Origin of the sequence: Tepidibacillus decaturensis (genome assembly GCF_001561915.1) — a bacterium.
Classification (GTDB): domain Bacteria; phylum Bacillota; class Bacilli; order Tepidibacillales; family Tepidibacillaceae; genus Tepidibacillus_B; species Tepidibacillus_B infernus.
The window spans coordinates 14919-27604 of record NZ_LSKU01000002.1 but is presented as its reverse complement, the minus strand read 5'-3'; the positions used below and the strand labels follow the sequence as shown (position 1 = coordinate 27604).

General features: G+C 38.0%; 11 protein-coding genes and 4 pseudogenes. 4 read left to right on the top strand and 11 right to left on the bottom strand.

Annotated features, from left to right (window positions below):
• Positions 1-6 precede the first annotated feature (6 nt).
• From U473_RS13635 to U473_RS13620, 4 genes are all read right to left on the bottom strand, one after another.
• A complete protein-coding gene (locus U473_RS13635) occupies positions 7-1461 on the bottom strand; it encodes an aminoacyl-histidine dipeptidase (RefSeq protein WP_068727766.1) in 1455 nt (484 codons plus the stop codon).
• A 15-nt stretch (positions 1462-1476) separates the two neighbouring features.
• Positions 1477-1860 (bottom strand): PqqD family protein, encoded by a 384-nt coding sequence (locus U473_RS13630; RefSeq protein ID WP_068727764.1) that lies wholly within the window; start codon positions 1858-1860, stop codon positions 1477-1479.
• Between the two features lie 89 nt (positions 1861-1949).
• Complete coding sequence (locus tag U473_RS13625) at positions 1950-3854, bottom strand: OPT family oligopeptide transporter (RefSeq protein ID WP_068727762.1); 1905 nt, start codon at positions 3852-3854, stop codon at positions 1950-1952.
• A 217-nt stretch (positions 3855-4071) separates the two neighbouring features.
• Positions 4072-4548 carry a ribonuclease H-like YkuK family protein gene (locus tag U473_RS13620; protein WP_068727760.1) on the bottom strand — a complete coding sequence of 159 codons (477 nt, stop codon included), beginning with the start codon at positions 4546-4548 and terminating at the stop codon, positions 4072-4074.
• 295 nt (positions 4549-4843) lie between these two features.
• On the opposite strand from U473_RS13620, the pseudogene U473_RS13615 reads away from it, so the two are divergent.
• A pseudogene (locus tag U473_RS13615) lies at positions 4844-5544 on the top strand (pirin family protein).
• Between the two features lie 53 nt (positions 5545-5597).
• Here U473_RS13615 and U473_RS15770 read toward each other — a convergent pair.
• The 4 genes and pseudogenes from U473_RS15770 to U473_RS15760 all read right to left on the bottom strand — a co-directional run.
• A complete protein-coding gene (locus U473_RS15770) occupies positions 5598-5780 on the bottom strand; it encodes a transposase (protein ID WP_407701960.1) in 183 nt (60 codons plus the stop codon).
• Positions 5781-5792: 12 nt separating this feature from the next.
• Positions 5793-5996: pseudogene (locus tag U473_RS15765) on the bottom strand (PAS domain-containing protein); the annotation flags it as partial.
• 36 nt (positions 5997-6032) lie between these two features.
• Positions 6033-6926 (bottom strand): GGDEF domain-containing protein, encoded by an 894-nt coding sequence (locus U473_RS13605; RefSeq protein WP_153012094.1) that lies wholly within the window; start codon positions 6924-6926, stop codon positions 6033-6035.
• Between the two features lie 9 nt (positions 6927-6935).
• Positions 6936-7211: pseudogene (locus tag U473_RS15760) on the bottom strand (EAL domain-containing protein); the annotation flags it as partial.
• Between the two features lie 169 nt (positions 7212-7380).
• On the opposite strand from U473_RS15760, the gene U473_RS13600 reads away from it, so the two are divergent.
• Complete coding sequence (locus tag U473_RS13600) at positions 7381-7719, top strand: helix-turn-helix domain-containing protein (protein WP_068727754.1); 339 nt, start codon at positions 7381-7383, stop codon at positions 7717-7719.
• A 191-nt stretch (positions 7720-7910) separates the two neighbouring features.
• Here U473_RS13600 and merA read toward each other — a convergent pair whose 3' ends face one another.
• The 3 genes and pseudogenes from merA to U473_RS13585 form a co-directional block, all read right to left on the bottom strand.
• A complete protein-coding gene (gene merA / locus U473_RS13595) occupies positions 7911-9551 on the bottom strand; it encodes a mercury(II) reductase (RefSeq protein ID WP_068727752.1) in 1641 nt (546 codons plus the stop codon).
• 144 nt (positions 9552-9695) lie between these two features.
• On the bottom strand, positions 9696-10094 hold the full coding sequence (merR, locus tag U473_RS13590) for an Hg(II)-responsive transcriptional regulator (protein WP_068727884.1): 399 nt from the start codon (positions 10092-10094) through the stop codon (positions 9696-9698).
• A gap of 273 nt (positions 10095-10367) precedes the next feature.
• Positions 10368-10915, bottom strand: a pseudogene (locus U473_RS13585) (TetR/AcrR family transcriptional regulator).
• Between the two features lie 175 nt (positions 10916-11090).
• Here U473_RS13585 and U473_RS13580 point away from each other — a divergent pair.
• Both U473_RS13580 and U473_RS13575 read left to right on the top strand, forming a co-directional pair.
• Positions 11091-11954: an aldo/keto reductase gene (locus tag U473_RS13580; RefSeq protein ID WP_068727750.1), complete on the top strand. Its 864-nt coding sequence runs from the start codon at positions 11091-11093 to the stop codon at positions 11952-11954.
• Between the two features lie 24 nt (positions 11955-11978).
• On the top strand, positions 11979-12389 hold the full coding sequence (locus tag U473_RS13575) for a cupin domain-containing protein (protein WP_068727748.1): 411 nt from the start codon (positions 11979-11981) through the stop codon (positions 12387-12389).
• Positions 12390-12686: the final 297 nt, after the last annotated feature.

Sequence of the window (12686 nt, the reverse complement as noted above, 5' to 3'; positions counted from 1 at the left end):
TATTGTTTATTTTATGTTCTTTAATACCTCAGTTAAGAACTCATAAACCCTTTGGGTAGAAGAAATGCTTAAAGATTCTTCAGGGGTATGAGCATGATAGATATTTGGTCCAATCGATACCATATCGATTTTACCAAGCTTTTCCTGTAAGAATCCACACTCTAGTCCTGCATGAATCGCATCCACTTTCATTTCAGTATGATTCAATTCTTTATATACCTCATTCATGATATCTCTAATCCTTGAATTCGGTTCATATTCCCATGCAGGATAATCAGAGAATAACTCCATCTTCGCACCAATCAAATCGCAAATACTTGCAATTCGGTCATTGATCTCATCTTTTAAGGATTTCACCGAACTTCTTACTGCACTACTTAAAATGATTTCTTCTTCTTTTGTTTCCAGTGTTCCTATATTATTGGAACTTTCCACTAAACCTTTAATATTTGCACTCATCGTTTGTACTCCTGCAGGAATTAAACGGAGAGCATGAATGAGGTGCTTTTTAGTTTTATCTTGGAATACCTGTTTCACTTGTTCTACTTGATTCAATTGAACCTGAATATTAGGATCTGATGCCTCAAATTCCTTTTGGAAAAAGTTTTGATATTGATCAACGATTTTTTCTAATTCTTTAATATACGCTTCATCAAGCAAAATTGTGGCAGAAGCCATTTTAGGGATGGCGTTCATTTTTTCTCCACCACTTACTGCTGCAATATCAAGCTCTATAGATTTTTCGATACCCCTCAATACTCTACCTAATAACTTAATCGCACTAGCTCGATTTTTATCAATTTCAATGCCTGAATGTCCACCACGTAGTCCCTTAATCGTTAGAGTATAAGCTTGTTTCTCTAAATCGACCTCTGTCCACTCAATTGGAATCGAAACAACATTTCTCACCCCACCAGCGCAAGAAGCAAGCATAATACCCTCTTCTTCAGAATCAATATTGATCAGAATCTTTCCGGTCAAGTGTTCAGGTTGAAGATTGAGTACTCCATCCATCCCGGTTTCTTCTGCTACAGTAAACAAACATTCAATTGGCGGGTGTTCTAATTCCTTTGATTCTAAAATGGCCATCATCATAGCTACTGCAATTCCGTTATCTGCCCCCAGTGTCGTTCCCTCTGTTTTGACCAAGTCACCCTCGACGACTAAAGGTATCGGATCTTTCGAAAAATCAAAAGGATAATCTTCTTTTTTAACACAGACCATATCCATGTGGCCTTGAAGGATTACAGTAGGAGACTGTTCATAGCCTTTTGTTCCCGGTTTTTTGATAATTAAATTTCCAGATTCCTCTTGAATAACCTCAAGCCCAAGGTTTTTCCCGAATTGGACCAAATAATCACTAATTTGTTTCTCATTTCCTGACTCTCTAGGAATTCTACTAATCGCTTCAAAATGTTTAAATACGGATTCTGGTTGAAGGCCTTCTAAACGATTGTTCATATATTTAGCCCCTTTCTAATGATTATCATACATGTTCTCAGTTTTTTCATTCTTCTTAAGCGTGATAAATTGATTATTCCTTAAAACATTGATATATGTAATTAGCCTTTCATAGAGAGGCTCAATCTCTTCTCCAAACTCTAATTTCAATAGCCTTCCGATTTCACTAACATTTCTTTTCCCATCAATTAAATTCCAAATATAAGTTCCATATGTATCTAAATCTATTCTCATTAATTTAGGTGTTTTCTTAAAGACTCTAACGATTCGATCTAACATACTGTTTCTGGGAATAATAATCTGAATGATTCCCTTTTCAGTCATGATCGATTGATATTTATTTGTTTTTAGAGGAATCAATTCTAAAAAATTATCCTTTTTTGAAATTTTATTCGCCATTATTTTACCTCTAATATCCTTTCTTTGCTATTAAAATTGTTCACAAAAGTGAAAAAGAGGATAGAAAATATCCTCTTTTTCTAGCTTGGTTAATCTACCTTTTTAAATACGGAGAATTTCATTAACAAATAAGTTAATATTCCAAAGAAAATCAAGGAACCGATTTGCCCTAAATCAATACCAAGGACAAGGTCTACACCAAGAACTGCAAATACGGCTAACAAGATCCCAATTAGACCTTCTCCAGCAATTAATCCTGAAGCAAATAGAATACCAGAGTCGATTTTTTGGCTCACTTTTTGATCTTCATCACCATTTTTGTTTAGTTTTCTATTTAAGATTCCTCGAACAATTCCACCCACCATAATTGGTGTACTTAAGTGGATTGGCAAATATAAACCAATCGCAATTGGTAATACAGGTAAACCTAATAATTCAATGGCCACCCCGACTCCAATTCCTACAAAAATCAATGTCCATGGTAAGTTACCACCCATTACACCTTCAATAACTAATCTCATCAAGGTTGCCTGAGGCGCAGGTAGTTCATTAGAACCAAATCCCCATGCTTCATTTAGTAAAGTTAGAACTAACCCAATCACTAATGCAGAAGCAACTACACCAACAATTTCGCCAATTTGCTGTTTCTTTGGTGTTGCCCCAACAAGAAAACCTGTTTTTAAGTCTTGAGAAGTATCTCCTGAAATCGCTGCGATAATTGCTATTATCGAACCCACAGTTAAGGTTGCAATCATGCCTGCTTGTCCATCATTACCTGTTGCTTTAAAGATGATCGCTGTGATGATTAGAGTAGCAATGGTCATACCAGAAACAGGGTTAGATGAACTCCCTACAAGACCAACGATTCTTGAAGATACTGTTGCAAAGAAGAAACCAAAAATCGCAATTAATAATGCTCCAACAAAACCTACAGGAATGATGGGTAACATCATCATCGCAAGGACAATTACAAGTACCGCGATTAAAACAAGTTTCAAGGAAAGGTCTTGATCTGTTCTTTTATTCGTTTGCTCACCCACACCACCAGAATAGTCTTTCATCGCATCCTTAAAGGTTTGAATGATCAATGGAAGTGATTTAATTAAGCTAAAAATACCACCAAATGCAACGGCTCCAGCACCCACATAACGGATATAGCTATCCCAAATTCCCCAATATCCTAATTCACTAATTGGAACAGTTGCTGGGTACATAATAATTTCACCCATATTACCAATATAGTCGATTAAAGGAATAAGTCCAAACCAACCAATTACTGCACCTGCTAACATATATGCAGAGATCTGAGGCCCAATGATAAAGCCTACACCTAAAAGCGCTGGTAGAACATCGGCACCAATAGCAGCTCCCTTATAACCAGGAATGGCTGTTTCGATTTCACTAGGGAATAGCTTGAACCCATCAGCAATAAATTTGTAGATCGCTCCAATACCTAAACCTAAGAAGGTTGTCTTCGCTTTTTGGCCACCTTCTTCACCTGCTAACAATACTTCGGCACATGCAGTACCCTCTGGATATGGTAAAATACCATGTTCTTTTACGATTAGCGCCTTTCTTAACGGAATCATAAATAGAACACCTAATGTTCCCCCAATAATGGCGATAACCGTAATTGTAAATAAACTTGGAGCCCCCATATTCCACTCGGTAGACCAAATGTAAAGGGCAGGTAATGTAAAGATTGCCCCAGCTGCAACCGATTCTCCTGCAGAACCAATCGTTTGTACCAAGTTGTTTTCTAAAATAGATTCTTTTTTGAATAATCCACGAATAATACCCATAGAAATAACAGCTGCAGGAATTGATGCACTAATTGTCATTCCGACTTTTAGACCTAGATAAGCATTTGCAGCCCCAAATATAACAGCCAATAAAATACCTAGAATAAATGAAGTTTTGGTAAACTCAGGTAATACTCTATCTGCAGAAATAAAAGGTTTAAATTCCTTTGTACTGCTGTCGCTTTTCGCCATTCTGCCTTCTCTCCTATATATAAAATGTTAATTCCAAAAGGATTCTAATTTGTTTGAAAATTGCGGCCACAATTTGAACTGATCCTTTTGACAAAACATGTATTATTATAAAGATTTTTAGGATTATTTACAACCTTTTACTTTATATTTCTACAGTTAAGAGTATTCGGAAAATAAGTTTAATAACCTATTCTCAATCAACTCATTATGTTAGATATCATAATAATGGCTCTATTTTTGAAAGTTTGTTAGCGATCGAAGATGCTGCATAGGAATACGGTTTTGTCTTACATTGAAAACCGCAAGCATTTACCCAGCTAACGATTTCGGGGATCATTTTTGAAGTTGGGCCGTCCTCTCCTGCATCCACATGAATCCCAATATCATGTAAGTGACCTTCTTGTTCTAGATACATGGCTAATTTACTTGCCATTTCTAGGCTTAGACTTGTCTCATAAAATATTTTCTGCCTTATATTGGTTATTTTACGTACTCTTTTAATATCATAAAAAAAGATCCCACCATTCCCAACGTTCCACACGGCAACGACAATCACAGTCTTTGTCAAATCAAAATTTTGTGAATCAGTTCCAACCGAAATTTTATACTGTTGACCTTTATCCTTAGAAATATAGTTGCTTATGATTTGGCACATTCTTTCAAAGGAGACTTCCCCGTAGGTGATACTACGCATCTTTTTACTCTCCCTTTCAGTGAAATGTAAACCTCTTTGCTTTATCATATGTTCCTTAGCTATAATGTACCACATAATGTCATTAGGTAGATGTACTTCTATATCGTATTACTAGTATCGCGTATTACGTATTACTACTTACATGTATATCGTAATACTAGGTTTATAAAGATGCTGAAAGTCATATTTACTTGACAAAAGTAAGTAACTTAAATTATATTACTTACATAAAGTAAGTTATTATATTCGTATATTTCAAAAATGCATTATAAATAAACAAAAGAAGGTGTGTAACATGTTCAGAAAAATAGAAAGTGAAAATATGGGGAGTAGCAATCTTGGCTGGCTAAAAAGTAAATTCCACTTTTCCTTTGCAGAGTATTACAATCCAGATAATATTAATTTTGGGGTTTTAAGAGTAATCAATGATGATTTAGTTGAACCTAATACAGGATTTGATCTTCATCCTCATCGAGATATGGAGATCATATCCTACGTAGTAGATGGAGAACTTACTCATGAAGATAATATGGGTAATAAAAATACGTTAGGTCGTGGCCATGTTCAATACATGAGTGCAGGGACCGGTGTATATCATAGTGAGCATAATTTCGGAAAAAACATATTAAGACTTTTGCAGATATGGATATTTCCTGATAAGCAAGGCTATGCACCTAACTATGGAGACTATAAATTTAATTGGGATGATCGAAAAAATAAATGGCTTCATATGGTTTCAAGTAAAGAGGGAAATGCGCCAATCAAAATAAATCAGGATGCAAATATTTACTCAATAGAATTAGAGCAAGGCAAAGAAATTAACTTTCCAGTAAACAAAGGAAGACAGGCCTATTTGGTTCAAATAGAAGGGATTTCTACGATTAATACGGTTGAACTATCTGATCGGGACGGACTAGAAATTGTAGAGGAAGATATTTTAGTGAAGGCAAAAAAACTTCACATTTTTTGATCATTGAAATGAAGAAACAAGATTAATTATTTTAAGCGTACCTGGCAAAAAATAAAATCAATACTGGAATGGGGCCGACTCAAATAAGACTCCATTCCACCGTTGTTTTGGAAAGGCCTCTTAACATAAATCGATCAAAGCCATGATTATATTTGATTTGACCAAAAACAGGTTCAATAGTTGAATCATAATAAACTTTGGTGAAACCAAAACCACGCTCAAACCCTTGCCCCTTCTCATATTTCCTCTTTATTTTTGCCATTTGTATCTCCCGAAACATTCTATATACTTCAAATCGAGATGAGCTTGGTATGTGCGGGGAAAGATACAGCTTAGACCCTTTGATTTTTTTCTCTGAAATTTTAAACATTTCATAAAATACATCGTTCATCACTAAAACTCTACCGTTCCAATCACATATACAAATCCCTTTCGTCGTGCTGTTTAAAATATAATCTTGGTGTATGCTGGCAAGCATAACTTACACTTCCATTTACTTATGACATATTAATGGTTATATAGCAACAATTCTGTTACGTCCCGTTTCTTTTGCCCGATACAATCCTTGATCTGCTTTCTCAATAAACTGGCTCAGATCTTGCCCTTTGATATATTCTGTTATCCCTAAACTTATGGTGACCAATATCCGTTTCCCTTTATAAACAAACTTGGTTCCTTCCACTGTCTTTCGGATTCGTTCAGCAAATTTAATTCCTTGTTCTAAAGAACCATTCGGCAAAACAATCATAAATTCTTCTCCTCCTGTTCTAACGAATACATCAGAATCACGAATGATCCCCTCTATAACTCTGGTTACTTTTTTCAAGACCATATCCCCAGCGTTGTGACTATATGTATCGTTGATGGTTTTGAAATGGTCAATATCAAACATGATCAGTGTCATCGGATGTTCTCTTCTTTGAGATAAAGGAATGGCTTTTTCCATATACAAATCCAGGTATCTGCGGTTATAGATTTTAGTGAGCGGGTCAGTCAAAGCAAGATGTTCTAATTCCGTTATTAACCTTGCAACCTTGATTCGAAAAGAAGAAATCATTGTGAATACGACCCATTCCACTGCTCCTGTAATAATTAGATGAATCCCATCCTGATATTGAATTTGTTCCTGACGAAACACAAATTCCGTAATAACCATAAGAATGAAGCCTGACAATCCAACAGTGATTGTTGCTTTCCACGTTGGGAATAAGACCACTGTTGCAATAGCAGGTATCAAGAGAAGCATCCATAGTGATTCTAAAGGCGAATAATAATTAACAACTACCACCATTGCTAAAGACGCCAGGATAAATACATACATCAGCTTTCGGTTCATCATTCGTATTTTTTCCTTTTGTCCAGTGATTGTAGCTTTCGCCTTAAATGGAAGTATTCGACAAATTTTCATAATTCCAGCCCCCTTTCCGTAATCATCCAGTGCAATGGCATACCCTTTATCTTTCAAATAATGAACCGCTCTTTTGAACAAACCCATGTCCGATATTTTTTCTGCTTCGTTGATTTCAAACACAATGTTTCGATTAGAGAAGCGAATACTCTTGAGTTTTCCCAAAAAATCAGGAAAAGAAGGATGAACTATGGTGGAAGGATATACATTAAAAAACTCCCTATCTTCTCCCTTAAACCACCCATCATTTTCTAGGTCTTCAGAACAAGTAACATGGGTATTTATTTCTATAACATAACGAGATTCGATTGTTTCAACATGGTTTGCACATAAGACAACATCTCGTCACTTCTTGAAAAATAATACTTATAGTATATCATTAATGATTTTGAATATCTATTGTCTCTTGGGGAAGCTTAAAGATTAAAGCTAAAGTTACATAAGAGGTGGTTAAATGAGTGATTTGCCAAAAGTTATCGGAGAGCGGATTCGAAATTTCCGTAAAGAAAAGGGATTGAGCCAAGAAGAATTAGCAGATATAGCCAATCTCCACACTACATACATTGGACAATTGGAAAGAGGCGAGAAAAATGCGACACTGGAAAGCATCGAAAAGGTGGCCAACGCTCTGGAGATTTCATTAGAAGACCTCTTTCGGTCGATCCACCCTAATCCAGATTCTCAAGAATACACACTATCCCAAATCATCACCCGCTTACAAACACGAAACATCAAAGATCAGAAAATCGTCCTGAACTTGCTGGATCTATTGCTGGACTGGAAAGATCAGTGAAAACCATTGTTAGCAAGTAGACTTGTGGAGGCAGAAAACAAAAATGAGGCGGAAGCTTACACTCCGCCCCATGAATCTATTTCGCTAATCTTGCACACATTGTCATTAACATTTCTCTCATCAAACAAACCCTATTAAACACAACGCATCACTTCTCCTGTACATTCACGCTTAATATGGTTCTATAAAGTTTACCCTGCACAGCAGGATAATTTAGATACGTCTTTATCAAAAGTTAACGCCGCCAATTTTAACCCTTCCGCCATGGTCAAATACGGGGCAAGACTGTCTCTTAAATCTTCAATGGTTAATCCAAATTTCACGGCCAATGTGCCTGCGTAAATGACTTCACCAGCATTTTCAGCAACCACATGAACCCCTAAAACTTTAAAGGTATTGGCATCAGCAACCAGTTTAAAAATACCCGTGGTTTCCCGATTTACGATGGCTCTTGGCACAGCACTTAAAGGCAGAACCGATGTTCTTACCTCCAACCCTTTTTCTTTTGCCTGTTTTTCGGTAAGACCTACGGTTGCAATCGAAGGATTTGTAAAGGTTACACCTGGAACAGCTTCAAGGTTTGCCTTTCGGTTAGCTCCTCCGATGGCGTTATCTGCCGCAATCCCGCCTTCATAAGCGGCGACATAAACAAATTGTGGACCTAACGTAACATCTCCTGCGGCATAAACGCTTGGATGGCTTGTACGCAAATATTCATCAACGACAATTTCACCACGAGAACCCACCTGAATACCAGCCGCTTCAAGATGGAGAGCTTCGGTATTTGGCTTTCGCCCCGTTGCAATAAGTAATTCATCAGCTTCAATCACCTTTTGTTTTCCGTTTACCGTAACATAAACTTGTTTGATGTCTCCATGTTGTTCAATACGTTCGTATGTCGCTCCTGTCACAAGGTTGATGCCTTGTTCTGTTAATGCTTGTTTGACCACATCTGCAATTTCGAGATCATACTTGCGTAAAAAGGTATCTCCTCTTTGGAGAATGGTTACTTCCGTTCCCAAGTTGTTAAAAAGCGTTCCTAATTCCAGTCCAACAAAACCTGCACCAATCACGACAAGACGCTTCGGAAGCCTCTTTCGTTCAAGCAATGTGGTGCTTGTTACATAGTCAACATCCTTTAACCCTGGAATATCAGGTATGTCAGGAGATGCTCCTGTAGCAATCAGAAAGCGTTTTGCGGTTAGTCGGCGACCACCGACCTCTACGGTTTTCTCATCGATAAACTTTGCCTCGCCACGAATGAAGTCAAAACCATAGTCATCAATGAGATCTACATATTTTTGCTCACGAAGTTGGCTGACAAGTTCATTTTTGTGCTTGATTAACGAAGCCAAATCCACATCACCAGCAGATGTATGTATCCCGATAAAAGGATTGGTCTTTGCCAGGTGATGAATTTCCCCCGCCCTCAAAAGTGTTTTCGATGGGACACAGCCAATATTGACACAGGTTCCGCCAACGGTTCCGCGTTCAATCATGGCGACTTTTGCACCATATTCGACCGCTTTAATCGCCGAAGCAAAAGCCGCCCCTCCTGACCCAATAATCAGGTAATCGTATTCGCCTTCATCCCCTGCAACCCCATTTCGCGGCGGCTGGATTTCTTGTACTTCTCCAGGCTGATACTTTGCTTCACGAATCGCTTCTTGTGCTTTTCTTACATCAACGTCATCTGGAAGTTCAAATGTTGCCTCCCCGTGTCGGTAACTTGCGTCAATATTGACTGCTCCTATGTTCTCTAATGCGGTGGCAATATGTTCTTCGCATCCCGTACACGTCATGCCTCGAACGATTAGTCGATACCTTTTCAAGCGAAGTCCCCCTTTATGAATCTTTCCCCTTTACATCACAACAATGGTCGGTTTTTTCCCGTAAAACCAAATGGCAAGGACAGGTTACCAAAGCTACAAAAAACCAGCCGACACCTTTCATTGTCTCTCTTATCATCATCACCTCTATTTTTCCATTAACGTTTCAATGATCGGACATTCAAACATCTCTTTGTTTTCAGGACACTTTTCCTTTAAGCTAATGAGCATTCGTTCAATTTTTCGGAGATCTTGAATTTTACTTTGAATCTCCCGAAGTTTTAAAACAGTAAAATCGTACATGTCCTTGCATTTGACTTCATCCCGATCTACAACACCCAACAACTTATCAATTTCTTGAAGTGTAAACCCCAAGTCTTGCATGCGTTTAATAAAACCGATCCGTTGCACCATATCCTCTGGATACATACGGTATCCTGAATCCGTACGAGTCGGTTCGGGAATCAACCCCAACCTTTCGTAATAACGAATGGTTTCTTTATTGACATTGCACGCTTTCGCCAATTGACTAATTCGATACATCATGTGATCACCCATTCTCATTATAAACCCTGTACCATAGTACATGGTCAATTGTTAGCTCGAAAAGAAAAGGGGCGATCCCTTAGTCTTTGCTTATTGGGACAGCCCCACAACTTTTCCAGAATTAAATTTCATCAATGAAGGAACTCACTTTCCTGGCAATCGCATCTCGAACCTCACGCAATTTCTCTTTAATTTCCTCCTTCGTTCCCGAAGCTTTGCAGGGTCTTCAAAACTCCAATGAAGTCTTTTCGCAATCTAAGGCAATCATTTCTTTTACTCCAAATTCCGATCTAACAATGCCCCCGTTTGTTCTGCTATAACACGAGCCGGCAAAGGCATTCCATTTTTAAACCACCATTCCACTGCACCTACGATCGCCGAACCAAAAAATTGGAGAATCACATCTTCATGAAAACCGACTTTTTTTCCTTTTGTTACATCCACCTCAGCTTTAAACTCCTCAATGACTAAATCAAGAAACCGACTGCGAAAAGAAGGAGCCCCTTTACTTGCCAACATGGTTGAAAAGAATACATAATGACGTTCAAAGTATTCGAACCATACGTAATTTCCTTCTTGAAACGTCATTTCAGAAGCGGATCGGCAAAGTTCTCGGAGATTGTTGATGTGTTCTTCAATCATCTTATCCAGCAGATCATATTTATCCGTGTAATGGAGATAGATGGTTCCTCGATTTACATTTGCTCTGTCGGCAATATCCTGAATCGTAATGTCGTCAAAATTTTTTTCAGACATCAGTTCAATTACGGCATTTTTATCGCTTCTTGGCTTTTGGCTATTCTTCGATCTACTTTAGACAATTTCATTCACCAATCTTTCTATCGATAATCAACAATTTTAATTGATTTGTTGAATAGTCAACAAATTGCGTTCATTTAACCATTGAAAGCATCCTGTTTCTTTTTATAATTATAAACAAGTGTTGATAAATCAATCAATATTGATTTTTTGAAACCATGTTAAGGAGACAAAAGCATGTTTAACGAAACTTTCAAATTATCAAATGGTGTAGAGATTCCAAAATTAGGTCTTGGTACCTGGCTGCTTGACGATGCACAGGCAGCACAGGCAGTTCGTGATGCGGTATCGATCGGATATCGCCATATTGATACTGCTCAGGATTATATGAATGAAGCTAGTGTAGGCAAAGGAATTCGTTCCTGCGGTGTCGCAAGAGAAGAACTTTTCATAACGACAAAGGTTGCTGCAGAATTAAAGAACTACGATGCCGTTACGCAGTCCATTGATGAGTCTTTAGCAAAAATTGGACTGGAGTACATTGATCTTCTGATTATCCACAGCCCCCAGCCTTGGAAGAAGTTCCGTGGGGAAAACCGTTACTTCGAGGAAAACAAAGAAGTATGGAAAGCAATGGAGGATGCTTATAAGGCAGGCAAGGTAAAGGCGATCGGTCTTTCTAACTTCCTTGAGGATGATATCGAGAATATTATTGCTAGCTGTGAGATCAAGCCTATGGTAAACCAGATATTGGCACACGTGAGCAATACTCCTTTCGAACTGATTGAATTCTGCCAGAAGAATGATATCCTGGTAGAGGCCTATTCCCCCATTGCACATGGTGCAATTCTTGACAATGCAGAGATTAAGGCAATCGCTGATAAGTATGGAGTATCGGTTGCTCAGCTTTGCCTGCGTTATGATCTTCAGCTTGGTCTTGTCGTCATTCCCAAGACGGCAAATCCAGATCATATGAGAAACAATGCAGAGCTTGATTTTGTTATCAGCGATGAAGATATGGAGACTTTGAAGAATGTCGAGCGAATCCGGGATTATGGCGAGCATAGCTTCTTCCCGGTATTTGGCGGGAAATTAAAATAAACAGGAAATATGGAGGAATTAAATATGTCAAGACATGAAGAGGTAAAAAACGGCGTTATTTTCCCAGTGGGCGAAAAAAATGAAGCATATGCACAATTTTTTGTGGGACAAAGTTATCTTAAAACATTAGTTGCTGATCCTAAAGTAAGTGTTGGTGTTGGGAATGTGACCTTTGAACCAGGTTGCAGAAATAACTGGCATATTCATCGTGATGGATTTCAAATTTTATTAGTAACTGGCGGAGAAGGTTGGTACCAAGAAGAAGGAAAACCTGCTCAATTTTTAAAAGCTGGCGATGTTATTGTTACTCACGATGGTGTGAAACACTGGCATGGTGCAACGAAAGATAGCTGGTTTGAACACATTGCCATTACTGCAGGTACACCGGAATGGTTGGAACCAGTATCAAATGAAGAATATAACAAGTTGAAATAATGGCTGATGATAAGAATTGCCCTGCTAAACAGGGCTTTTTTTATATCAATCCTAAGCATTATAGAAAGGAGTAATACTTTGGAAAGACCATATATAATATATGCCACATGCTGACATCATTGGATGGGAAAATCATAGGGGATTTTTTGGAAGAGGAACGAGCTACTGTGCCTCGCAAATAAAGTGGTATCACCCGTCTCACCTTCCCCAATCCCCTCTCGCTCTTAAAGCCACAAGGCTTTTCAACCTTTTTACACCATTTCCCAAAAAAATTCCATAGAAATTATAGTCGTGATA